Origin of the sequence: Shewanella psychrotolerans, assembly GCF_019457595.1 — a bacterium.
GTDB classification, from domain to species: Bacteria; Pseudomonadota; Gammaproteobacteria; order Enterobacterales; family Shewanellaceae; genus Shewanella; species Shewanella psychrotolerans.
In genome coordinates, this window is the sequence record NZ_CP080419.1 from 2,909,452 (window position 1) to 2,933,197 (window position 23,746).

The 23,746-nt window shown below is 44.4% G+C and carries 24 protein-coding genes; all 24 read right to left on the reverse strand.

Annotated elements, in window-relative coordinates:
- Nucleotides 1-27: 27 nt before the first annotated feature.
- On the reverse strand, nt 28-627 hold the full coding sequence (locus K0I62_RS12875; RefSeq protein ID WP_220068504.1) for a hypothetical protein: 600 nt from the start codon (nt 625-627) through the stop codon (nt 28-30).
- Nucleotides 620-1,726, reverse strand: coding sequence for a protein-glutamate methylesterase/protein-glutamine glutaminase (locus K0I62_RS12880; protein WP_220068505.1), 1,107 nt, complete (start codon nt 1,724-1,726; stop codon nt 620-622). The genes K0I62_RS12875 and K0I62_RS12880 overlap by 8 nt, the downstream gene beginning before the upstream one ends.
- 97 nt (nt 1,727-1,823) lie before the next feature.
- Nucleotides 1,824-4,007: a chemotaxis protein CheA gene (locus K0I62_RS12885; protein WP_220068506.1), complete on the reverse strand. Its 2,184-nt coding sequence runs from the start codon at nt 4,005-4,007 to the stop codon at nt 1,824-1,826.
- Between the two features lie 15 nt (nt 4,008-4,022).
- Nucleotides 4,023-4,760, reverse strand: coding sequence for a protein phosphatase CheZ (locus K0I62_RS12890; protein WP_220068507.1), 738 nt, complete (start codon nt 4,758-4,760; stop codon nt 4,023-4,025).
- Nucleotides 4,761-4,773: 13 nt separating this feature from the next.
- A complete protein-coding gene (cheY, locus tag K0I62_RS12895; RefSeq protein WP_081953870.1) occupies nt 4,774-5,157 on the reverse strand; it encodes a chemotaxis response regulator CheY in 384 nt (127 codons plus the stop codon).
- Nucleotides 5,158-5,199: 42 nt separating this feature from the next.
- Entirely contained in the window at nt 5,200-5,919 is a 720-nt protein-coding gene (locus K0I62_RS12900; protein WP_220068508.1) for an RNA polymerase sigma factor FliA, read from the reverse strand.
- Nucleotides 5,912-6,793, reverse strand: a complete 882-nt coding sequence (locus tag K0I62_RS12905; RefSeq protein WP_286670317.1) for a MinD/ParA family protein — start codon at nt 6,791-6,793, stop codon at nt 5,912-5,914. Before K0I62_RS12905 ends, K0I62_RS12900 begins: the two co-directional genes overlap by 8 nt.
- 4 nt (nt 6,794-6,797) lie before the next feature.
- Complete coding sequence (gene flhF / locus K0I62_RS12910) at nt 6,798-8,189, reverse strand: flagellar biosynthesis GTPase FlhF (RefSeq protein ID WP_220068509.1); 1,392 nt, start codon at nt 8,187-8,189, stop codon at nt 6,798-6,800.
- An 11-nt stretch (nt 8,190-8,200) separates the two neighbouring features.
- Entirely contained in the window at nt 8,201-10,300 is a 2,100-nt protein-coding gene (flhA, locus tag K0I62_RS12915) for a flagellar biosynthesis protein FlhA (protein ID WP_220068510.1), read from the reverse strand.
- A gap of 138 nt (nt 10,301-10,438) precedes the next feature.
- Nucleotides 10,439-11,572, reverse strand: coding sequence for a flagellar biosynthesis protein FlhB (flhB, locus tag K0I62_RS12920; protein ID WP_220068511.1), 1,134 nt, complete (start codon nt 11,570-11,572; stop codon nt 10,439-10,441).
- A complete protein-coding gene (gene fliR / locus K0I62_RS12925) occupies nt 11,572-12,369 on the reverse strand; it encodes a flagellar biosynthetic protein FliR (RefSeq protein WP_220068512.1) in 798 nt (265 codons plus the stop codon). Before fliR ends, flhB begins: the two co-directional genes overlap by 1 nt.
- Nucleotides 12,370-12,426: 57 nt before the next feature.
- Nucleotides 12,427-12,696 carry a flagellar biosynthetic protein FliQ gene (locus tag K0I62_RS12930; protein ID WP_220068513.1) on the reverse strand — a complete coding sequence of 90 codons (270 nt, stop codon included), beginning with the start codon at nt 12,694-12,696 and terminating at the stop codon, nt 12,427-12,429.
- An 8-nt stretch (nt 12,697-12,704) separates the two neighbouring features.
- A complete protein-coding gene (fliP, locus tag K0I62_RS12935) occupies nt 12,705-13,454 on the reverse strand; it encodes a flagellar type III secretion system pore protein FliP (protein WP_220068514.1) in 750 nt (249 codons plus the stop codon).
- The gene (gene fliO / locus K0I62_RS12940) at nt 13,451-13,828 is read right to left on the reverse strand and encodes a flagellar biosynthetic protein FliO (protein WP_220068515.1); all 378 of its coding nucleotides are present in this window, start codon (nt 13,826-13,828) and stop codon (nt 13,451-13,453) included. Before fliO ends, fliP begins: the two co-directional genes overlap by 4 nt.
- Before the next feature lie 11 nt (nt 13,829-13,839).
- On the reverse strand, nt 13,840-14,223 hold the full coding sequence (gene fliN / locus K0I62_RS12945; RefSeq protein WP_220061423.1) for a flagellar motor switch protein FliN: 384 nt from the start codon (nt 14,221-14,223) through the stop codon (nt 13,840-13,842).
- Between the two features lie 36 nt (nt 14,224-14,259).
- Nucleotides 14,260-15,288: a flagellar motor switch protein FliM gene (fliM, locus tag K0I62_RS12950; RefSeq protein ID WP_220068516.1), complete on the reverse strand. Its 1,029-nt coding sequence runs from the start codon at nt 15,286-15,288 to the stop codon at nt 14,260-14,262.
- A gap of 42 nt (nt 15,289-15,330) precedes the next feature.
- Complete coding sequence (gene fliL / locus K0I62_RS12955; protein WP_220068517.1) at nt 15,331-15,852, reverse strand: flagellar basal body-associated protein FliL; 522 nt, start codon at nt 15,850-15,852, stop codon at nt 15,331-15,333.
- An 88-nt stretch (nt 15,853-15,940) separates the two neighbouring features.
- Entirely contained in the window at nt 15,941-17,587 is a 1,647-nt protein-coding gene (locus tag K0I62_RS12960; RefSeq protein WP_220068518.1) for a flagellar hook-length control protein FliK, read from the reverse strand.
- A 186-nt stretch (nt 17,588-17,773) separates the two neighbouring features.
- Nucleotides 17,774-18,217 (reverse strand): flagellar export protein FliJ, encoded by a 444-nt coding sequence (fliJ, locus tag K0I62_RS12965; RefSeq protein WP_220068519.1) that lies wholly within the window; start codon nt 18,215-18,217, stop codon nt 17,774-17,776.
- A 48-nt stretch (nt 18,218-18,265) separates the two neighbouring features.
- Nucleotides 18,266-19,606, reverse strand: coding sequence for a flagellar protein export ATPase FliI (gene fliI, locus K0I62_RS12970; protein WP_220068520.1), 1,341 nt, complete (start codon nt 19,604-19,606; stop codon nt 18,266-18,268).
- Nucleotides 19,575-20,549 (reverse strand): flagellar assembly protein FliH, encoded by a 975-nt coding sequence (gene fliH / locus K0I62_RS12975; RefSeq protein WP_220068521.1) that lies wholly within the window; start codon nt 20,547-20,549, stop codon nt 19,575-19,577. The genes fliI and fliH overlap by 32 nt, the downstream gene beginning before the upstream one ends.
- Nucleotides 20,549-21,598, reverse strand: coding sequence for a flagellar motor switch protein FliG (gene fliG / locus K0I62_RS12980; protein WP_220068522.1), 1,050 nt, complete (start codon nt 21,596-21,598; stop codon nt 20,549-20,551). Before fliG ends, fliH begins: the two co-directional genes overlap by 1 nt.
- On the reverse strand, nt 21,591-23,279 hold the full coding sequence (gene fliF / locus K0I62_RS12985; protein WP_220071382.1) for a flagellar basal-body MS-ring/collar protein FliF: 1,689 nt from the start codon (nt 23,277-23,279) through the stop codon (nt 21,591-21,593). Before fliF ends, fliG begins: the two co-directional genes overlap by 8 nt.
- A gap of 88 nt (nt 23,280-23,367) precedes the next feature.
- Nucleotides 23,368-23,700: a flagellar hook-basal body complex protein FliE gene (gene fliE, locus K0I62_RS12990; RefSeq protein WP_220068523.1), complete on the reverse strand. Its 333-nt coding sequence runs from the start codon at nt 23,698-23,700 to the stop codon at nt 23,368-23,370.
- Between the last annotated feature and the right edge of the window lie 46 nt (nt 23,701-23,746).

Genomic DNA, 23,746 nt, shown 5'->3' on the forward strand with positions numbered 1-23,746 from the left:
AAATAGTCCAACCTATCGCTTATCATTCTAATTATCTTCGCGTGTTGTCACTCTAATGCCACCATGAGGTAGGCTAATAACTTTAACACCATCTTTATCTTCAGACAGCTTAATTAGTTCTATCTTGCTAAGCTCATCGATTTTTACGCCGTCAGCAGCTGATTCCGACAGCACTGTTTGGGCATTATTTGCCATATCGTCGCCAACAGAGGCTCTCATAGGGATAACAACATCACTTACATCTTGTTTAGCCTCTGATGTGGCACTACTGATGTCACCGTTTGTTGCAACTCTAAGATTTTCACCTGTATCGCTTTCTAGTGTTGGTTCATCGCTATCCACACCAGGCCCTATTTCAACACTCGTTCGCACGCCGGGTTTTGCTTGTTTAATTAAGCTCTGGGTGACCTCTGGATTTTTCGCCATCCAATCAGCTAAAGCCTGTGCTTGAGCATCAGGTACCATCAACAAGACTTGACTCTTTTCTAACTGATCAATTCTAGCTTCAAGTAAACTATTTTTATGGCGCATATCCAGATAAAGAGAACCGGTGACAATAGTTGATATGAGCAGCAAAAAAAGCAACAACACCATATAAATGCTGTTACTTTTATCGACGCTAGCCACGACCGCTCTCTCTAATAATTGCCTCAGCCATATCATCCAGCGCAATGGACTGGCTCGATAAGCCTGCCGAAGCCACAGCTTGAGGCATGCCATAAACAACGCAACTGGCTTCATCTTGAGCCCAAATCGTTGCACCGGCCGCTTTTAACATTCTAGCGCCTTCGCGTCCATCAGCCCCCATCCCGGTAAGCACAACGGCTAAAGTATCACCACCGACCAATTTTGACGCCGACGCAAAGGTGATATCAACACAGGGCTTATAATTCATATCTGAAGTGCCTGGAATAATCTTAATCCTTCCATACGCTCCGCCGCGCTCAAGCATCATCTGCATCCCACCTGGCGCTAAATATGCGCAACCAGATCGTAATTGATCGCCATTTTGCGCCTCTTTCACATCAATAGCACACAAACCATTGAGACGAGCAGCGAAGGCGGGAGTAAATGCGGCTGGCATATGCTGAATCAAAAGTATCGGGTGCGGATAATTAGCGGGAAGCTTAGTCAATATCTTTTGTAGTGCAACGGGCCCTCCAGTTGAGGTCCCGATAAGGAGCATTTTGTAGCTTTTTCCACTCGCCCGTTGCGGAGGGGCGCTTCTAACTGGTTGCCTAACAGGTTGAGAAATCTCTCTTGCTGGTTGAGTCGCTGTACGGCTATTTGTTAAAGGCTGAGTTCTTGGGGTAATGGGTCTATAGACTCGACGACGACCTAAGGCTTTTATACGCTGCTGCAATAATACAATCGCATCATCTTTATTGGTGGCAATATCTTCGAAGCGTTTAGGTAAAAAATCCAACGCCCCCGCTTCTAACGCATCCAGTGTGGCTTTAGCACCGTCATGAGTCAATGAGGAAAACATCAATATCGGAGTAGGACATTTAGCCATGATCTCGCGCACGGCAGTAATACCGTCCATCACAGGCATTTCAATATCCATAGTGATAACCTGTGGCCTTAATTGCTGTGCAAGTTTTACCGCTTCAGCTCCGTTTGTTGCTGTACCAATGACCTCTAAATCAGGATCTTTGGCAACGATTTCACTAACTCTTCGACGAAAAAAACTCGAATCGTCAACTACTAATACTTTAATGGCCATTCAATTTCCTATCGACAGCAAAATATCATTATAAACAGAGCGTGGTGCCAACTTGACACACACGCTCAGCTGTCATGCAACTATATTTTAAAAGCGACTATCTCTTATTCTTAGCGTAGTGCTTTAACAAACCAGGGACATCTAATATTAGTGCTATACCACCATCAGACGTGATGGTCGCCCCGGCCATACCTGGAGTTCCATGAAGCAATCTACCAAGTGGTTTAATCACAACTTCTTCTTGTCCAATTAATGAATCAACCACAAAGCCGATCTGCATCGTACCAAGTTGAACAATGACAACATGTCCATGTTTTTTGTCACCATGCTTAAAGCTAACAACTTTTCGGCTTAACCAATACTCAAGGTAGAATAGAGGCACCGCTTTATCTCGGACGATGACCGTAAGCTGGCCATCAACAATGTTGGTTTTAGTTAAATCAAGATGGAAGATTTCACTCACACTCGACAATGGCAAAGCAAATACTTGCTTGGCAACCTCAACCATCAAAGTAGGCATAATCGCCAAGGTTAACGGTACTTTAATTTCTAAAATGGTTCCCTTACCTTTAAGGGAATCGATATGCACGGTACCGTTGAGCTGAGTAATACGGGTTTTCACCACGTCCATACCAACACCCCGTCCCGATATATCAGAAATTTCTACTTTGGTTGAAAACCCAGGAGCAAAGATTAAGTTATAAGCTTCGCTATCAGACATACGAGCGGCCGCATCTTCATCGAGAACGCCACGGCTTATCGCTATTTGTTTCAGCTTATCAGGATCCATCCCTGCACCATCATCCTCAATTTTTAACAGGATGTGGTCGCCCTCTTGGCTGGCAGATAACGTAATGGTACCTGTACGTGATTTGCCATTAGCCTCTCGCTCATCGGGCATCTCAATACCATGATCGACCGAGTTACGCACCAAGTGAACTAATGGATCGGCTAATGCTTCAACTAAATTTTTATCTAGATCGGTATCTTCACCGATCATCCTCAGATCGATCTCTTTGTTGAGACTTCGAGCCAAATCACGAACAACCCGAGGAAAACGTCCAAATACTTTTTTGATAGGCTGCATGCGCGTTTTCATCACCGCGCCTTGCAAATCCGCAGTGACTAAATCAAGGTTCGCCAACGCTTTGGACATATCTTCGTCATCACGAGAAATACCAAGGCTCAGTAAACGATTACGAACCAATACCAACTCTCCGACCATATTCATGATCTGATCTAACCTAGAAGTATCAACCCTAACGGTCGTTTCGGCTTGCGGCATATTGGCCGCCGGAGGTTTAGCAGCAGCCTTTTCTTTAACGACTGACGGTGCTTTAACTACAGGGGCTGCAACCTGAGCTTTAGGTGTAACTGGTACCGCTGGCTTATCAGCACTCGAAGGCGTTGCAGGAGCTTTTATTCCTGGCCCCGCTCCAGAGCCATGCAGCTCATCGAGTAGCTTTTCAAACTCATCATCACTTATTTCATCGGCATCTACTGGAGGTGCCGTGGGTTCTGGAACACTTGCAACCGGAGCGACTGGCGTTGTTGCAGCCTTAAAAGAGCCTGAACCATGAAGCTCATCGAGTAAGGATTCAAATTCATCATCAGTGATGTCGTCGCTGTTACTCGTCGAAACGCTGCTACTATCGTTCTCTGCAATAGAGGGACCTTTACCCGTTCCATGCAACGCATCAAGTAACGCTTCGAACTCGGACTCATCGATATCATCAATATCGCCTTCACCGCTAATTGAAGTCACGACAGGCGCATCAACCTCATCGAAAAGTTCGACACTTACATCTGGCTCAGGATCATCAAAAAGCTCAACTCCTGAGTCTTCAACGGCAGGAGGCTCTGTTGATTCACCGATTTCAGACGGTAAAGCGGCACCAGAACTCAATAACTTTAAGTTTGCTAGTAAATCCTCATCCGCAGGGCTTTGCTGCTGACCGGCCTGAGTTTCGGCAAACATTGAATTAATCGCATCAACCGCTTGTAAAATAATATCCATAAGCTCTGCCGTAACGCTTCGCTTACCGGTTCGCAAAAGGTCAAACGTGTTCTCTGCCTCATGGCAGACATCAACCATAGGGCTAAGGCTTAGGAAGCCGGCACCACCTTTTACGGTATGGAAACCACGAAAAATGGCATTGAGCAGTTCAGTATCATCTGGATTATTTTCCAGCATAACAAGCTGTTCAGATAAGAGTTCGAGTATTTCACCCGCCTCAATCAAAAAGTCCTGCAGTATCTCTTCATCAACATCAAAGGACATTAATATGACTCCTACTTAGAAACCCAGACTCGACAGTAAGTCATCGACTTCATCTTGTCCCGTCACGACATCATCACGCAATTCTGCGTTCATAATAGGACCTTCTGCTTCTACGTTTTTGTTTTTATTAACGGGCTTTTCTGATGCGGGTTGCTCACCAAACACCGTTAACATAGAAACTAAATTATTCTCAACCTCACGCACTAACTCAATGACTCGACGGATCATCTGCCCGGTAAGATCTTGGAAATCTTGTGCTAACAATATGTTATTTAACAATTCTCTTAAGCGGTTTGAATCCGATTCACTTCGTTCAATAAATTGCTGCACATCATGACAAAGGGTTTTGAACTCATGAAGTTCAAGATCTCGCTTCATTAGTCTTTCCCAAGATGGCTTAACGGCTTTTACATTCTGAGTTAAGGCATCTGCAAGGGGCAGAGACTCTTCTACAGCATCCATCGTCTTATTAGCTGCTTGTTCTGTCATGTCGATAACATAATTTAGACGTTCTTTCGCGTCTGGAATCTCACTATTTGCGAGTTCGACCAGACGGTCATCAACCTGAAAATCCACAATAGCGCTATGAAGTTGACGCGTTAAACGCCCTACTTCATCAAACAGCTCTTTTTGGATTGGACTAGCTATCTCTTTAATTATCTCATCAGCCTGCGCCTGTTCATTGGCTTCTAGCAACTCAACAAGTTGCTTAGCCTGCGCTAAACTAATCAGCCCTGAAGTATCTGCCTGCATAGCTAAACCTTGATTAACCGAGTCGTTCGAAAATTTTGTCTAACTTCTCTTTCAATGTCGCTGCAGTAAAAGGTTTCACGACATAACCATTAACACCGGCCTGCGCCGCGGCAATGATCTGTTCCCTTTTTGCTTCCGCAGTTACCATCAATACTGGAATATGTTTGAGGTCATCGTCAGCACGAATTGCCTTCAACAAATCAATCCCTTGCATACCGGGCATATTCCAATCGGTAACGACAAAGTCAAAATCACCTTTTTGTAGCATAGGCAATGCCGTCGAACCGTCATCTGCTTCCTGAGTGTTGTTAAAACCCAAGTCTCTTAACAAGTTCTTGATGATACGCCTCATTGTTGAAAAATCGTCAACGACGAGAATCTTCATATTCTTGTCCAAGGTTTCCTCCGCGGAGCTGCTTTTATATTGCTCATGTAATCGTTATATTTGGGTCCAGTGCTTAAGTTTAGCTTTAAGTCTTAGCATTGCCTGACTGAGTATCTGGCTAACACGAGACTCACTAACATCAAGAACCGCACCAATTTCTTTTAAATTTAACGCTTCGTCATAATATAACGACAAAACTAAACCATCTCTTTCTGGTAACAATTTGATGGCTTCAACCAAGGCTGCGTGAAATTGATCTTCAGCTAATGCCTCAAAAGCATCATCTTGATGTCCATCGTCTTGACTAACTACATCGACCGATACACCAAGATCTTCAATTCCAACTACTTTTCCAACTGATACATCATTAAGAATATGATGGTACTCATCGAGTGACATATCAAGTCGATCTGCAATTTCATTATCTTTTGCATCTCGTCCTAGCTCTTGTTCAAGCTCGTCAATGACTTGGGCAACTCGCCTTTGGTTTCGATGAACAGAGCGAGGAACCCAGTCTCCACGCCGAATTTCATCAAGCATGGAGCCTCTAATTCGAATGCCAGCAAAGGTTTCAAACTTAGCTCCTTTACTACCATCAAATTTAGTTGACGCCTCTAACAATCCCATCATACCAGCTTGAATTAAATCATCTAATTGAACAGAAGCTGGCAAACGGGCTAATAAATGGTGAGCAATCCTTTTAACCAACGGTGCATACTGTTCAACGATAGACGTTTTATTATCTAAACAAGTATACGCAGCGGCTTTACTCACTCGCTCGATCCTCTTGATATTCAGGACGTTGCACTAGACGCTCAACAAAGAACTCTAAGTGCCCACCAGGCTGTTGTGGTATGGGCCAACTAATAATCTTATTAGCTAACCCGTGATATGCAATTGATGCAGGCGATTTAGGAAACGCTTCTACTATCAATTTTTGTTTACGAACAGATTTACGAAGATTTTCGTCAAATGGAATCGTCGCTACCAACTCTAACGCTACATCGAGGAAACGATCCGTTACTTTGCTAAGTTTAGCAAATAACTCCATACCTTCCCGCAAACTTCTAACCATATTGGCAACTATTTTAAATCTAAACACGCCGTGTTCTCGACTTAAAATTTTAATTAGCGCATAAGCATCGGTAATAGAGGTAGGCTCATCGCACACGACAATCAACACATCTTGCGCTGCGCGTGAAAAGCTCAACACCATATCTGAAATCCCTGCGGCTGTATCAACGACTAAGATATCAAATTGAGTCCGCATCTCGCTAAAGGCGCGAATAAGGCCAGCGTGTTGCGCTTGCGTCAACTCGACCATCGCTTGCGTGCCTGAAGTCGCAGGAATAATTCCTATTCCTTTAGGACCTCGAACGATAATATCATCGAGATCGGCATCACCGGAAAGAACATGAGACAGATTACGTTCGGCCCTTAAGCCTAACATCACGTCAACATTCGCCAAGCCAAGGTCAGCATCGAGAACAAGCACACGCTTGCCTTTCTCTGCTAACGAGACCGCAGTGTTGATGGATACGCTAGTTTTACCTACGCCACCTTTACCACCCGTTACGGCGATTACTTTTACTTTTTCGTTATATGGTTGATTCATCATACGTAAACCGCTTGCTTGATCCCGACTCATTGTTTTACTCAAATGCGTAGGCCTGCTCATGAGACCTTTCAATATTTCTGATTGGTTGCTCTTTCTTATCTAGTACTGAAAGCGCTTGGTTTGCCAATGCTAGTGTATCTGCAACCTGCATATCTTCTGGAACTCTTTGTCCATCAGTAACATAACTTAATGGTAACCCACTTTGGATCAATACACTTAACGCTGGAGCTAATGCGACAGACTCATCCAGCTTGGTTAATATCGCTCCCGATAGCGGTATTCTAGTGAACTGTTTTACTGAATCTTCAAGCACCCTTCTTTGACTTGTAGATGACAGTACCAGATAACTGCGTATAGGTAATCTGCTATTTGCAGTTAAATTATCTAGTTGCTGAAACAATCGCACATCTCGCTGTCCCATTCCTGCCGTATCTATCAATACTAGCTTGCGATTACGAAACTGATAAAGTATTTGTTCCAACTCATTTAAATCATGAGCCTGCTTTACAGGACACCCCATTATTTTGCCATAGGTTGCCAGTTGCTCAAAGGCTCCAATGCGATAATGATCGGTTGTTATCAATGCAACTTGATCTGAACCATGATGTGCAGCGAATCTTGCGGCTAATTTTGCGACACTTGTCGTTTTTCCAACACCTGTTGGACCAACAAACGCAACCACGCCCCCTTGACGAACAATATCATCCCCTTGATTGTCTAACATGTTTGCTAGACTTCTTGGTAATGTTTTGATTAATTCTGCGGGTGGGTAATGCTCACTTAAATTTGAAAGCTTACTGGCGACTTCGGGTGAAAACTCAGCATCAAGCAAGCGACTCTCTAACATGGCACCGACAGGATCGAGACGACTCTTCTGCTCAGTGATAAGAGAGGTCACTTGATGAGTCAGCAAGTTACGCAAAGAGGCCAACTCTTCGCGCATTGAGTCTAATTCGGCACTGACTGGTGCTGATTTTTCTTTCTTATGATTATAGTTAGACTTGGCTTCATCGAGACGAGGCATCTTAGGTTCATCGTGAGGTGCTTGTAACCCTTTTGCCCATGCAGGCATATCGAACTCTTCATTACTGCGATTTATCTGTTGATTAACGCGACTTTGTTGACGCTCAAGCAAAGCTTGTAATGAATCCGCTACCGGTGCAGATTGTTTTTTTGACTCCGCTTTTATCGGTTGACGGCCGATAGACACTTTTTCTTCTGCAAGATCTAAAAACGTTGAGGCAGCATTATTCGAGGAAGGTTTAGTTGCCGCTGACTTGGGTTCGTCATAATCAACTGCCGCAACAATTTCGATGCCACCAGTGACTTTTTTGTTAGACATAATGACCGCATCTGAACCTAAAACTTCTTTTACTTGGGCCAGAGCCGAGCGCATATCTTTTGCTAAAAAACGTTTAATTTTCACCTAAATACCCTCTACTGGCCTACCGCAGAAACGATACGGATTTGTTTTTCATCAGGTACCTCTTGGTAAGAGATCACCCGTAAATTTGGAATGGTATGTTTAACAAATCGAGACAGTGTCGAACGTAACATACCAGAGGTCAGTAATATCGCTGGCTGACCCACCATCTCTTGGCGTTGGGATGCATCAAGTAACGACTTTTGCATCCGTTCAGCGAGACTAGGTTCAATATTTGGCCCTTCGCCTCCCGTAGCCTGCATTGACTGATGCAACATCTGTTCCAGTTCTGGCGCCAAAGTAATGACAGGAATTTCCAGCTCCGGCCCGCTTATTTCTTGCACTATCATGCGTTTTAAGGCAATACGTACTGCAGCAGTCAAAACTTCAGTGTCATTACTCTTAGGACCGTACTCTAATAGGGTTTGCACTATGGTCTTAAGGTCGCGTATAGATACCCCTTCATTAAGCAGGTTCTGCATCACTTTCACCACAGTGCCAAGCGGCATCACATCTGGAATGAAGCCTGCCACTAGCTTAGGAGAATGTTTAGCTAGCATATCCATAAGCTGTTGAACCTCTTCATAACCAAGTAGTTTAGATGCATTATTGGTCAGCAGTTGGCTCAAATGTGTTGCAACGACAGTGGCGGCATCGACAACGGTATAGCCTAAGGTTTGCGCATGTTCTCTAAGCTCTGGCGCAATCCAAACCGCCTCTAAACCAAATGCTGGGTCAGTTGTTTCAACACCATCGAGTTTACCGTAGACTTGGCCAGGATTAATCGCTAGCTCACAATCATGACGAATTTCTGCTTCACCCGATGCAACACCCATTAACGAAATACGGTAAGTATTTGGTGACAAATCTAAGTTGTCGCGAATATGTACCGCAGGAACCAAGAAACCCAGTTCCTGAGACAGCTTTTTACGTACCCCTTTAATACGGCCTAACAACTCTCCACCTTGGCCTTTATCTACCAGTGGAATCAGCCGATAACCCACCTCTAAACCTATGGTATCGACATGCTGTACATCGTCCCAACTAAGCTCTTTTGGTTTGGCATCACCAGCAGGCGTGGGTGATGTTTTAGCGAGCTCTAACGCTCGTTGACGGTCTTTATTTTGCTTGTTATGAATAAAATACGCACCACCTGCCGTTGCTAGACCAAAGGTTAGAAATGCAAAGTGCGGCATGCCTGGCACAATCCCCATAATAAGCAAAACACCGGCGGCAATAGATAGTGACTTTGGATTATCAAACATTTGGCTCATCACCATCTGTCCCATATCGCCAGATTCATTCTGCCGAGTGACCATCAAGGCCGCTGCAATTGACAGCAGTAGCCCAGGGATCTGCGCAACAAGGCCATCACCAATCGTCAATAGGGTATAAATTTCTACCGCTGTCGAAAAATCCAACCCATGTTGGGCCATACCGATAACAAAGCCACCTAAGATATTGATAACCAAAATCATGATACCGGCGATAGCATCACCCTTAACAAACTTAGAAGCACCGTCCATTGCGCCATAAAAATCGGCTTCTTTAGTCACCTCAGCCCGGCGAATACGAGCTTGATCTTGATTAAGTACCCCAGCGTTTAAATCGGCATCAATTGCCATTTGCTTACCAGGCATAGCATCCAAGGTAAAACGCGCACTCACTTCCGAGATACGTCCTGCCCCCTTTGTGACGACAGCAAAGTTAATGATGATCAAAATCAAGAACACGACCAGACCCACAGCATAGTTGCCGCCAATCACCACAGAGCCAAACGCCTCAATCACTTTACCCGCAGCATCACCACCATTATGGCCTTCAAGCAGTACAATTCGAGTCGAGGCGACGTTGAGCGCTAAACGCAGCAGGGTAGCGACTAAGAGCACGGTAGGAAATGCAGCAAAATCGAGGGGACGATCAGAATAGATAGCAACCAGTAACACCACCAGTGCTAGCGCAATATTGAATGAAAATAAAATATCGAGTAAAAATGCCGGCATTGGCAAAATGATCATGGCAAGCGCAGCCAATACTAATACGGGTGTGCCGACACCTTTAAAATTAGCAGGTTTTACCTGCTTAATTTGACCTAGAGTTGCTTTAAAATCCATCAATTTAGCGCCTAAACTTTGACATCTAGTTGACTAGCAGCAAAAACCGCGCCAATTTAATTTGATTAAAAAGTAAAGATAAAAGAATGTTAGCCCGTTGCGATAACATATTCATAATGTAATGCTATCTGGAACAAACTAGTATTTTAATTCATCGGGAATAGGCTGATTAAGTGGAATTGGGGTTGGACGTTTTCCGCCTTTTTGCTGATATTGTCTTAATTGAAATACATAAGCGAGAACCTGCGCAACAGCAGTAAAGAGTCCTTCAGGGATCTCTTGTTCTATCTTGGTCGTGTGATATATCGCTCTTGCAAGTGGCGGTGCCGACACGATAGCGACATCGTGCTCTCTGGCTATTTCTCTAATCTTAAATGCAACTTCGTCTACACCTTTAGCTAATACATAAGGTGCTGCCGCTTTGCTGGCGTCATATTTAACGGCAACCGCATAGTGCTCAGGGTTAACCACAATAACATCAGCATTAGGCACCTCAGTCATCATACGACGCTGCGCCATTTCCCGCTGCATTTGACGCACCCGACCTTTCACTTCAGGTTGACCCTCAGTATCTTTATATTCGTCCTTAATTTCTTGCTTCGTCATCCTTAACTGTTTGTTATGATTCCAAATTTGAAATGGTACGTCGATAACAACAATAATGACCGTCGATGAACAAAGAATAATAAACATCCAGATCAGTAAATCTAATGCGTTATAAACATTACTCGGCAGGTGACCTTGAGACAGGGTCAGAATATCGAAAAAATAATAACTGAGAAGCAAATACGCCATAATGGCAACAACAGAAAACTTAGCAATCCCCTTAGTCAATTCAACTAAAGCTTGAACACCAAACATACGTTTAAAGCCGCTCATAGGGTTCATCTTACTTCCCTTGGGCATAAACGCTTTGACAGAGAATGTGATACCACCAATAACGACATTACCTAAGAAAGCAACAAAAGCTAAGAAGCCGATAAAACTGGCCATCGGGATCGCAAGTTCGCTGCCCACCACCTGCCATACATTGAACATGCTATTAGTATCAAAAATGGCGGCCCTATCCATAGTGAATAGCTTTTCCATCAACGTCACTAGCGCGGTCCCAAGATTGGGGCCGACCATCGCAAAGCCGACTGCCGCTGACATTAATACCGCAGACGTACCTAACTCTTTTGAGCGAGCGACCTGACCTTTTTCCCGTGCCTGTTCACGCCTCCTGGGGGTGGCCTCTTCGGTTTTTTCCTGACTAGAATCATTTTCAGCCATCAGAAACTCCCATCCGTACGGCACTGCAACTCGAGAATATTACAAAGCAATAACTGTGCTGAGTGCCAAACCTCGTCAAAATGCGCCATGATGGGTGTCAAGGTTAACCATAAGATGATCAAACCACTAACCATAGTTACTGGGAAACCGATAGCAAAAATATTTAGCTGCGGTGAAGCTCTTGTCATGACCCCAAAGGACAGATTAATTAACAATAATGCGATAATAGCCGAGATAGACATGGTTAACGCTGCGCCAAACATATAGGCTCCCCATTCCGCGAGCATTCTGTAACTCGCGATGGAAATTCCCTGAGTCGATACCGGAATAGTATCGAAACTGGCAACTAACATACGGATCAATACCAGGTGGCCATCAACCGCTAGAAAGATCATCGTCGTCAATAACAGAAAAAAGTTACCAATAACTGGAGTTTGTTGACCGGAACTAGGATCGACCATAGAGGCAAAACCTAAACTCGTTTGCATACCGATAATTTGCCCTGTCAGCACAAATGTTTGCATGATAAGTAGAGTCACAAATCCCATTGCTACGCCGATCAAGATCTGCTGCGCAGTAACAAAAACTGCCGACAATGAAAACAAGTCAACATCGGTATTGATTGGTAAAACAGGGGCGATAGCAAAGGTAATGGCAACGGCAAGTAATAGTCGAACCCTTACCGGCGTGGTATTCGCGCCAAACACCGCCATGACCATGAGCATGCTAGACACTCGGTAAAGAGGCCACATATATGCTGACAAAGTCTGCATTATGGTGGACATTAAAATCTCCACGTCAGCCCCCTATCATCTGAGGTATGCCGAGCAACATTGCAACCTCGGGCACCATAATTAGCCTATAACCATAGGGATCATGTTCACCATTTCGAAGAAAAATTCCATCATGATTTGAACCAACAAGTGACCTAAAAACATGAGTGCAAATAGCGTAGTAAGCAGGCGCGGTAGGAAGCTTAATGTTTGTTCGTTAATCGATGTGGCCGCCTGAAAAACCGCTACAACCAGCCCGATAACCAACCCCGGCACAATGATCATCGACACTATGGTCACGATAACCGATAGAGCTTCACGAAAAATATCAATGAGGGCTTCGGGTGACATTACCGCTCCTAAATCCCAAAGCTGTTTGCTAAGGTGCCCATGACTAAACTCCAACCATCAACTAAAACAAACAACATGATTTTAAAGGGCAATGACACAATCATAGGTGACAACATCATCATACCCATGGCCATTAAAATACTCGCCACGACGAGATCCAGTACTAAGAATGGCACAAATAACATAAAGCCAATTTGGAAAGCTGTTTTTAACTCACTGGTAATAAATGCGGGGATCAATACACTCATTGGCGCATCTTCAGGTGACTGAATATTTTTATAGCCGGAGATCTCGATAAAGGTCTGTAGATCGGTTATTCGTGTCTGGGCTAACATAAACTCTTTCAGTGGGCCTTTTCCTGTATCGAAGGCTTGGTCTATGGTTAACGTCTCATCGATATAGGGCTTAACCGCATTATCATAAATTTTGTCAAACACTGGTGCCATGATGAAGAACGTCATAAACAGACTCATACCGATCAATACTTGATTAGAAGGCGTTTGCTGTAAACCAATGGCTTGACGCAAGATTGATAACACCACAATGATTCGGGTAAATGATGTCAACATAATGACCATTGCAGGCAAAAAACTCAGTGCAGTCATCAACAATAAGATCTGCATAGTCACAGAATACTGCGTCGAGCCATCTGGCCCTGTTGTCACCGTCACTGCAGGTAAAATGCCATCTTGTGCCCAGGCAAACTCAGGGGTCAAAAAAGCAATAAATAAGCTCGCTAAGATTGTAATCCACTTCATGATTGTGATGACTTTGCTTGACGTAGGCGGCTCGCAAAGGAGTCTTGCTCTACTTTAATAGGATTATCGAGTTTATCGATAAGTGTGACTTGTTGACTTGTAACACCGAGCAGATACTGTTGACCATCAACCTCGACTAAGACCATCTTCTCCCGCTGACCTAATGGTGTTACCGCTAGGGTTTTTAACACCCCATGGCTAGTCGGCACCAGCTTTAATCGCTTAACCAAGTAGGCAAGTAAAAAGATAAGCCCAAGTACGATAATCAAACCGCCCAACATATTAGACATAGTTGTTAGGGCAGGTTCACGCTCTACTGTCGCCTGCGTAGTGCTACTGCTTAGCGCAGTTGCCATCAAAGATGACATTCCCATGGGCCTTACCTCTACTTGAGCTTTTTAATTCGCTCAGTTTGGCTAATGACATCCGTTAGGCGAATACCAAACTTATCGTTTACCACAACCACTTCGCCATGGGCTATTAGAGTACCGTTTACCATCACATCTAATGGTTCACCGGCAACACGATCAAGCTCGACTACTGAGCCCTGATTCAATTGCAACAAGTTACGAATATTGATGAAACTGCGCCCTACTTCCATCGAAATAGTGACAGGAATATCCATAATCGTGTCTAACTTAGCAGCTTCCTCTTCGGTCAAGGGCTTTGAACTATCAGCAAGTTCATCTAATTCTACCGCCTGAGCTTCTTCGATCGCTTGCTCAGCCATTGCTGCAGCCCAATCATCACCTGTATCTTCTGTGCTCATTATCTTTACCTTTCAAACTCATCAATTAATAGCGAATTAAATATTGCTAATTTCTCTCGTTTTGCCTTTCTTTCTCACTAACTGCAACTCCGACTTCACGGTTTCAGGTCGTGGAATTTTCTCTCTGATATTCAAAGCTAAATTTTCTCTTGAGCGACCCAACTTGCAGCGGTACGTGGGTAAATCTTCAACACGCAACACAATATATTCAGGCATTTCAATAGGAATGATATCGCCCGCTTTAAAGCCCAGCACATCTTTTAATGATATTTTCTTTTCAACAATTGTGGCCTCAATCCCAACTTCCACATCCATGATCTCATCTTTCAAGGCTTGCGACCAACGCATATCGGTATCTTGAGTGTCACTCTGCACACCAGCATCGAGCAACTCACGAATAGGCTCAATCATCGAATAAGGCATTGTGATATGAAAATCGCCACCACCACCATCGACTTCAATATGAAATGAGCTGACAACCACAACCTCGGTAGGGCTAACAATGTTAGCCATTGCGGGGTTAACTTCTGAGTCTAAATAATCAAACTCAACGTCCATTACTGGCGCCCACGCTTCTTTATAATCTTCGAAAATAATCTTTAGCAATAACTGTACAATTCGACGCTCTGTTGGGGTAAATTCACGCCCTTCGATCTTGGCGTGAAAGCGGCCATCACCACCAAAAAAGTTATCCACCAAAATAAACACCAAGCGCGCTTCCATGGTGATTAGCGCCGTCCCTTTTAACGGACTAAAGCGCACCATATTCAAACTTGTCGGTACAAAAAGAGTGTGTACGTACTCACCAAATTTAAGCATCTGCACGCCATTAATCGACACTTCAGCACTGCGGCGCATCATGTTAAACATGCTAATACGCAAATGCCGAGCAAAACGCTCGTTAACAATTTCGAGTGTCGGCATCCGTCCACGGACGATACGATCTTGCGAAGAGAAGTCATAAGAGCGAGCGTCCAGCCCAGCGTCACCAACCTCATCCTCTTCAACGTCATCGACACCATGCAGCAACGCATCAATTTCGTCTTGGCTTAATAGATCACTCACAATATCGCCCTATTTGGTTAATTAAGGTTACTGATCTTATCATTATTGCATCACAAACCCAGTAAATAGCACCTTTTCAACAACTTTACGCCCGGTAACTGGCAACAAGGTGTTTTGCACATTAAGCAGTGCTAATTGGCGTAATTCATCTTTACCTGCTAACGAACTCAGCTTTTGCACATCTGCGCTACTGAAGGTTGTCAATAATGCATCTTCAATCAACGGAATGTGTTTTTTTATCAGAACATCATCGTCAGAACCACGAACCATTAACTGCACTTTAATTTCAACAAGACGAGAACGTCCTTGACCTGGAAGATTAAACAAAAATGGCCTTGGCATACCGACATAGAAAGCTTCTCTGTTGTTAACTGGCTCCGTTTGCTCAGTCTCAACCTCGCCATCAGTTGCGTCAGCAACAGGCTCACTGGAGCCAAGAAAAAACCACAGTGCCACCGCGATGATTAAGACAACAATAAGACCGATGGCGCCAAATATAATCAATTTTTTCTTACTTTTAGGAGCAGCATTTTCTTCAAGTTCTAACGATTCTTCTTCTGCCATCTCTATTCCCTATCAACACTCAATATCATTATGATTTTTAGCACTTATTATTACACTTAGTATACAGCTAACTCTATAGGTTACCTGCTTATGCATAATAATCTATACCTGAACGATAACTTGTTGTGCTATTAGATGCGAATACGCTTTCTTCTGCTGATATTTCATCCATATCAGAGGCCGAACTATGACCATGTTCATTATTAGCATCAGATTCACCCTGCTCACGGCCACTTCCACCTTGTGAAACATTACTATCAGTGAGCTGCATACCTTGCTCAGCTAACAGCTCTCGCAAACGAGGAATAGCTTGTTCAACAAGATCTTTGGTCTGATGCTGCATCACTTGAAATTGAACCTGAGTTTGATCGCCATGCACCTGAATTCTTACCATCATATGACCGAGTTCAGGGGGATCGAGCCTAATTTCAGCATGTTGTACACCTTGTTTTACCATGGTCAACAACTGTTGTTGCATAACAGGAGAAAACTTTTGAATCATCTCTTGTATGTGTTGAGCTGGTTCACCATTAGGTTTTATAGATACTTGGTATTGAACAGGTGTTTCAGTTCGAATAAATGTCGTTCCATTCATCCCCTGATTTGTTGGCTTCGCTTCATTTAACTGAGTACCAATAGTATCTATGCCATCGGACTCGGTTACCATAGCGACAGAGAGTTTAGCAGTTGTAAAATCAACTCGCTTGTTTACGTCACTTGTTTGAGCGGTTTGAGCGGTTTGAGCGGTTTGAGAAAGGCTCGGCTCTGCCGTTATCACTGACTTTCCTGTTAAGTCACTCTTAAACTCGCCTAGAATTGACTTACGTTCACCAGATGTCCCTAGCGTTGTAGCAGGATCAACCGTTCCCGTCCCTTGCTGGACAGACTTATCTGCCACGGCTCCTTGAGAAATAGGTTTATCACTGACAGAAGAGGTGATTACTGCGCTAACATCAGTCTGTCGCACACTTTTAGTCTTTGCATCAAGTTCTCCAACTAGCTTGTTTGCATTTTCTATCAAGGATTTAAGATCTACGGGCATTGAGCGTTGATCTAATCCTTGCAGCGCAAACTTATTAACCTCGGTAATTAATGCTTGCAACATTTGTGCGGGTAACTCGATCAACTGTTCTTTCTCTAATCCAGTCTGCTTAACTAGGTTATCAATCTGAGTTGGTGTTAATTGCTCAATCAAAGCACCATTGAGCAGCATGTCACTATCTTCATCAACATCAACATCAACATCAACATCAACATCAACATCAACAGATTGTAGTGCGTCATCTATTTTCGCTGTAAGCGTTATGTCCACTATTCCTGCTTTATCGCCAATATAGCTCTGTGATGATGTTTGATCTAAATCCTCTTGTTCAGCGCCCAACTCCGGTTCGACTAGCTCTGTATTTACAAGCGGCAATTGTGCGCCGTCAGCGGCAATTGACTCATCTTCAGCAAACTGCACCGCAAGGTTTATTTGCGCTAATACGTTAGAAACACCGTCATTATCTTCACCTGTTTCGTCTATTAACTCAGCAGATTCAGAATCAGGTTTTTCAACACTGGCTTTCACTTTCTCGTCAGCATTCAAAGATGAGTTTGGAGATGAAGCCTCTGCTAAGGCTAAAGAAAAATCTTTATTTTCAGAGGAGTTAGAATCCGACTTGTTTGACTGTACCATTTGCTTTTCGGTACTAGCCTCGACTGTAGGTAACAGTACAGTATTCATTTGTGGCATAAACCCTCCAACACTCAACATGATAATTACGCGATATAGCCATGCTGTAAGCGTCAATAATTCGCTATTGCAATAGTCTAGATTCAGAAATAAAAGCAAATAGAATGCCAACTATCTCATTTACTTGATACTCAAAGAGGATAGCAAAAGTGCGACAAGCAGCACCTTAACGCGAGGCTGAAGTGATCACCTTCTCTTTCGAAAGAACTGCTGGGAAGCAAACTCGTCTGTTAACTTCTGCTCTTGCTTTAATTCAGCTAATTGACGTTTTGTTGCCTTTTTCTCTAATAACAGCTCCACAGCTTTCCGTTTTTGTTGTTTGCCTTGCCAATATTCTTGTCCTTTTAGACGTTGCTTATCCGACTCAGCAACGGCGTAGAGTTGCTTAGTAATTGCCTCATCAATTTGACGAATGAACTGATGAAACTGATGATAATTACTCGCGCTAATGACATGACCCTGCTGTTGTTCCATCTGTTTCATATAATCGAGACGATATTGTTGCAGCGCAGCCAACTGATCTTGGCATTTCTTATGAATAAGCTGAGCAGACTTGAGCTGAAGAGCGGCCTGCTCCTCAGCCTCTAAGGCTAACTTGAGCACAGTATCTAACGGGTCATGCTTTGCCATGCAATCCTCAGCCTAAATGAAAAATCGAAAACGATATTATGATGCAGCTCATACCTGACACTGGGCACTGAGTTGACCGAGCATCAAAGCGCTAGAGTCAAAACTAATAGCATCTTTCATCGTTTGCCGTAAAAATGCATTCATTGCGGGTTGCAACCTGATTGCATTATCGATACGCGGATCACTCCCTTGGGTATAAGCACCGATTGAGATAAGATCGCGATTTTGTTGATAAAGAGAATACATCTGTTTTACGCGTCTGGTCGCCTCAAGGTGTGCTTCAGATATGACCATTGGCGCCACACGGCTAATCGATGCCTCAACATCAATGGCAGGATAATGGCCTGAATCGGCCAAGGTACGAGACAGCACAATGTGACCATCTAAAATAGCTCGTGCGGCATCGGCTATCGGATCTTGCAGATCATCACCTTCGGTAAGTACCGTATAAAATGCCGTGATTGATCCTTGGCCAGCTCCACCGTTACCAGCTCGCTCAACTAACTTGGGTAACTTGGCAAACACCGAAGGCGGATAACCTTTGGTAGCAGGTGGCTCTCCCACCGCCAATGCGATTTCACGCTGGGCCTGAGCATAACGTGTCAAACTATCCATCAATAGCAGGACGTTGTAACCCAAATCGCGAAAATACTCTGCGATACGGGTGGATGTTTCACAGGCTCGAAGACGCATTAACGGTGATGTATCTGCGGGAGCTGCTACGACCACAGAGCGGGCGCGTCCCTCTTCACCTAAAATTTCTTCGATAAACTCTTTAACCTCTCGACCACGCTCACCCACCAGCCCGACCACAATCACATCGGCCGTGGTACCGCGGGTCATCATCCCAAGAAGCACACTTTTACCCACACCAGAGCCAGCAAACAAACCCATACGCTGTCCTTTGCCAACGGTTAGCATGGCGTTAATCGCTCGAACTCCAACATCTAAGGGTTCAGTAATTGCTCGTCTGGCAAGCGGATTTATCATCGCTGCATGGCGCGGGGCCTTCTGATCGGTATGAAGTTGGCCGAGTCCGTCTAATGGCACGCCATTACCATCAAGCACTCTGCCGAGTAACCCTAAACCGACATTTAGCCCAGTTTGCTCTCCCAGAGGCGTAACACGAGCACCGGGCATCACCCCTCTCAGTTCCTCTATCGGCATAAGGTATAGCAGTTCATCATCAAACCCAACCACTTCAGCAATCAATTCTCCAGCCATGGTGGCTATGCTACATAAGCTACCTACAGGCGCTCGACATCCTGTCGCCTCGAGCGTTAAGCCAACCACACGCACTAACTGCCCACTGGCATCAGGTATAAAGGGATGAACTTTCTGGGTATGCTGCTTAAGTTTATTCAGCAGTTGGTGTTGTCGGCTCTGCATCTTGCGGACCCTCAGCATCGGATGACGTACCTTCACTAGGCTCGTTGCTAGCAAGGGATTGGTTCTCTATAGGATCGGCAGAAGCATCTGACTCGGATGAGAGCGCTTCTGTTTGCTTAGCCTTACTTGACTGCTGTGCTAATTCCTGTTGCTGCTGTATTTTTTGCTGTTCAAGGTGATTATCGCTTTGGATCAAGTTTTCAAATACCGCTTTTATTCGAGTTTCTAAGCCCATATCAACCGTACTACGGGTGTTGTTGACAATACACTCACCAGGATTAATTGAAGGATCAGATTCCAACTCCCAGCGATTTTTTTGTAATTGCTGCGCGTCATATAATTGCTCAACGATCAGCAAATCATCTGGATGTAAGCGCAGATGAACTCCCTGCTCTTTCAACGGCAACGCATCGACGCCCTGACGAAGTGCCGCTAAAATATGCTCAGGGTAAGTTTTCAGCTCATGACCAATAACGGCTTTAGCTAGAGTCATACTGAGGTTTAGTAGTGATTGTTCTATTTCGGTGTCGACAAGTGCAAGCGGAGCAACTAATTGTTGCATTAGTGATTCAAACTGCTTCACACTTTGCTCAGCATCCTGCAATCCTTGCTGATAACCTTGCTCTTTTCCTTGAGCGTATCCCTCTTCGTGCCCTTGCTCTAACCCCGCAAGTCGACCTTTTTCTAACCCCTCTTGATAGCCTTGTTGCTGACCTTGCTCAAATCCCTCAGCCTCGGCTTCGGCTCTAATAGCCTCAATCTCAGCTAACGTAGGTGGCAAGATCTGTTGTTCAACTTCGGTGACTTCTTTTTGGGGCGTCGTACGACCGAACATATTCTGCTTAGGCGATTCATCAACCACAGTTACGTCGGGAAGCTGCCAATGACTAAAATCAGCGTTAGTGGCATCGCTAGGAACATGATCGTCAGCAGGTTTACTCATTATAAGAACTCTTCTCCACCACCACCGCCGAGGATGATTTCGCCAGCATCACTTAAACGTCTAGCAATTGATAATATCTCTTTCTGAGCCACTTCCACTTCACTGATCCGAATTGGCCCCATCGCTTCCAAATCATCTTTTAGCAATTCAGCCGCACGCTTCGACATATTACGTAGGATTTTCTCTTTAAGCTGTTCATCAGCGCCTTTAAGCGCCTTCATTAACACATCTTGCTGGACTTCACGCAATAAGGTTTGAATCCCCATGTCATCAACGTCTACGAGATTTTCAAACACAAACATCAAGTCTTGGATCTGTTGCGCCATCTCTTCATCAGATTCACGCATGGTCTCCATTAGCTGACTCTCAACACCGGTATCGAGATAGTTCATGATGCTCGCTGCAGCTTTTAAGCCACCCATTTTGGCAGCTTGCGCGCCACCTTGGCCAGCGAACTGTTTCTCCATAATATCGTTCAGCTCTTGCAATGCCGCTGGTTGCACCTCTTCTAGATTTGCGATACGCATCATCAAATCTAAACGGGTGTTTTCTGGCGCTTGCGCAAAGATCTCGGCCGCTTGATCGGGTTCTAAATAGGACAATACGATTGTTTGGATCTGTGGATGCTCATTTTGAATGATGGTCGCCACTTGCCTTGCGTCCATCCACTTAAGCGACTCGAGACCTTTAGCCCCGCCGCCCATAATGATCTGCTCGATAAGATTACCGGCTTTATCTTCGCCAAGTGCTGCTGTCAGGGCCTTTCTGACAAACTCTTCACTATTGAAGCCAATAGAGGAATACTTTTGTACCTCTTCGAGGAACAGCTTGTGTACACCAATGACCTTACTTTGACCAAAGTCCTTCATTGCAGCCATCGACATGCCAACTTTTTGAACTTGCTTAGGCTCGAGATGCTTTAATATTGAAGCCGCATCGGCTTCACTAAGACTAAGGAGCAAAATAGCAGTCTTCTCGATGCCCGTTAAGTCATCGACATTAAATTCATTTGAAGCGCCAGCGGCGGCGACCTTCTTATCATCACTCATTGTCTTGTAACCACCCTTTAACTACCTGCGTTGACAATTCAGGCTCATTGGCAACTAATGCGCGTATAGCCTTAATCATATCATCATCTTTATGTAGATCGGGGATCAAAATAGAACCGTCGTCAGCATAACTGTACTCCGCATCAGGACGATTTAACATACCCAGCGTATCTGCCGCATATTGATCTTCAATTTCTGCGAGTTCACCGCCTAAAGAGGGTTCATCAGGCATATTGTTGGCGTCAGGATAAATGAGTCGCTTCAGCATTGGACGCACAACAAAGATGATTAACGCCAATATAATAATGCCACCCATGACTAATTTGATTGCCCGCCAGAACCAAGGTTCTTCCCAGATTTCAGCAGCAGGGGCTTCCTCAACCAGTTGATCCATAAATGGCACGGTAACCACCTCAATCATGTCACCTCTCTGAGTATTAAAACCAACCGCACCCTCAAGTAAACGTCTGATATTTGTCAGCTCTTGCTCAGTTCTGGCAACCCGAGAAACTTGTCCATCTTCTCCTGCTGCTCCTGTCTTAAAATCAACTGCAACAGACACGCTGACACGTCTTACCACACCAATTTGCTGGCGTGTATGACTAATCGTCGTATCGAGTTCGTAGTTGCGCGTTGCCTCTTTGTGACTCGATCCAGGATTCGTTGTCGACTCTTGCGCACCCGTCGCATTTTGAGGAATATTCGCTTCCATTGGCGGTTGATTAGTTAAGGCGCCAGGAATTCCACCGGTTGATGAGCCTGTCGAATTATTCTCTACCGTCATCTCACTGCGCACAGCAGGCAAATCGGGGTTATAACGCTTAGCTGTTTGCTCAACGGCAGTAAAATCCATATTAACATCGACTTGAGCGGTGAAATTTTCAGGCCCAAGAATTGGCATCAATATAGATTCAATCTTATTGCGATATTCCGCTTCTTTTTGCTGAACTAGTTCAAGCTCTCGACGTGCTCTAGCTGACACCGCATCTTGACTACCAGAATTCAATAAACGTCCATTCGAATCGGTAACAGTAACCCGAGTCGGCTCTAAGCCATGAACCGCAGATGCAACGATATCGACGATCGAATCCACCTCTTCTTGGCCAAGACCGCTGCGGCGAGTGTTAACCACCACGGTTGCACTTGGCTTAGAGCGATTTCTCGCAAATACGTTTTCTTTGGGAATGGCTAAAATAACTTTAGCGCGACTTACGCTTTTAAGCTCTTCAATGGTTCTGGCTAAGTTTTGTTCCTGACTATGTTTAAGTCGCGCTTGCTCCATTCTCTGGCTCACACCAAAACCACTATCTTGAGAAAGGTAATCACTTTGAGCAGCACTATTGTCCACGCCCGCCCGACTTAACATCATTTTGACTTGTTGATATTGATCTTCTGGAACCTTTAAGACATCAACATCAATTTGATATTTAACTTTATTCTTATCTAAAACATCCAGCACCTGCACCATCTCATCGGTACTCATCTTTCCGAGCGGGCGATATTCTGGCTCTTGAGCCCATAACATGACAAATACTGCCAACGCCAAACAAATGGCTAGCGCTAAGATCATAGTGACCTGACGTAGCATGTCGACACCGCCAAAAGCACCGCCGCTTGGCTTATGCTCTTCTTGGACTCCACTGGCTAACATATCGCCTGTAGAGTTTGTTCCCACTACCATATCTGTGCTCACTATAGATACCTACTGTTTTAGAATCGTCAAATTAAACTTAATCATTAATGCGTTCGTTATGGAGAAACGAAACCCATTAAACGGGCATGCTCATGATCTCTTTATAAGCTTCTACCAGTTTATTTCTTACCTGCACTGTTGCTTCAAACGCTACGCTGGATTTTTCTCGAGCAATCACGGTATCAGACAGCGTAACTCGGGTATCGCCCATATCGAGACGACTCTGTAGTGAAGATGAGTTGGCCTGAAGCGCGTTTACATTTCCAACAGCTTGTGACAGCAGATCACCAAAATCACTACCACTGGTGTTGGCCACTTGCTGAGTGATGCCAGAAGTGATTGCTCCAGGCTTTATTTCACCTGAAAGCGATTGCATCTCTTGTAATAGTGAGTTAGCACTTATCTGCATTTTAACCTCGCACTCGCCGTTAATTTGACGAAAAATCAATGTTACT

Coding starts and splice junctions, on each gene's coding strand:
- fliP (WP_220068514.1), bottom strand. CDS start 13,454: ATGAAGTGGATTACAATCTTAGCGAGCTTATTTATTGCTTTTTTGACC.
- fliN (WP_220061423.1), bottom strand. CDS start 14,223: ATGAGCACAGAAGATACAGGTGATGATTGGGCTGCAGCAATGGCTGAG.
- K0I62_RS12905 (WP_286670317.1), bottom strand. CDS start 6,793: ATGAGTCGGGATCAAGCAAGCGGTTTACGTATGATGAATCAACCATAT.
- K0I62_RS12885 (WP_220068506.1), bottom strand. CDS start 4,007: ATGTCCTTTGATGTTGATGAAGAGATACTGCAGGACTTTTTGATTGAG.
- K0I62_RS12890 (WP_220068507.1), bottom strand. CDS start 4,760: ATGCAGGCAGATACTTCAGGGCTGATTAGTTTAGCGCAGGCTAAGCAA.
- fliG (WP_220068522.1), bottom strand. CDS start 21,598: ATGAGTGATGATAAGAAGGTCGCCGCCGCTGGCGCTTCAAATGAATTT.
- flhB (WP_220068511.1), bottom strand. CDS start 11,572: ATGGCTGAAAATGATTCTAGTCAGGAAAAAACCGAAGAGGCCACCCCC.
- K0I62_RS12930 (WP_220068513.1), bottom strand. CDS start 12,696: ATGTCACCCGAAGCCCTCATTGATATTTTTCGTGAAGCTCTATCGGTT.
- fliH (WP_220068521.1), bottom strand. CDS start 20,549: ATGAGTAAACCTGCTGACGATCATGTTCCTAGCGATGCCACTAACGCT.
- fliE (WP_220068523.1), bottom strand. CDS start 23,700: ATGCAGATAAGTGCTAACTCACTATTACAAGAGATGCAATCGCTTTCA.
- fliF (WP_220071382.1), bottom strand. CDS start 23,279: ATGGTAGTGGGAACAAACTCTACAGGCGATATGTTAGCCAGTGGAGTC.
- flhA (WP_220068510.1), bottom strand. CDS start 10,300: ATGGATTTTAAAGCAACTCTAGGTCAAATTAAGCAGGTAAAACCTGCT.
- fliL (WP_220068517.1), bottom strand. CDS start 15,852: ATGGCAGAAGAAGAATCGTTAGAACTTGAAGAAAATGCTGCTCCTAAA.
- fliO (WP_220068515.1), bottom strand. CDS start 13,828: ATGGGAATGTCATCTTTGATGGCAACTGCGCTAAGCAGTAGCACTACG.
- fliJ (WP_220068519.1), bottom strand. CDS start 18,217: ATGGCAAAGCATGACCCGTTAGATACTGTGCTCAAGTTAGCCTTAGAG.
- K0I62_RS12880 (WP_220068505.1), bottom strand. CDS start 1,726: ATGGCCATTAAAGTATTAGTAGTTGACGATTCGAGTTTTTTTCGTCGA.
- K0I62_RS12960 (WP_220068518.1), bottom strand. CDS start 17,587: ATGCCACAAATGAATACTGTACTGTTACCTACAGTCGAGGCTAGTACC.
- fliI (WP_220068520.1), bottom strand. CDS start 19,606: ATGCAGAGCCGACAACACCAACTGCTGAATAAACTTAAGCAGCATACC.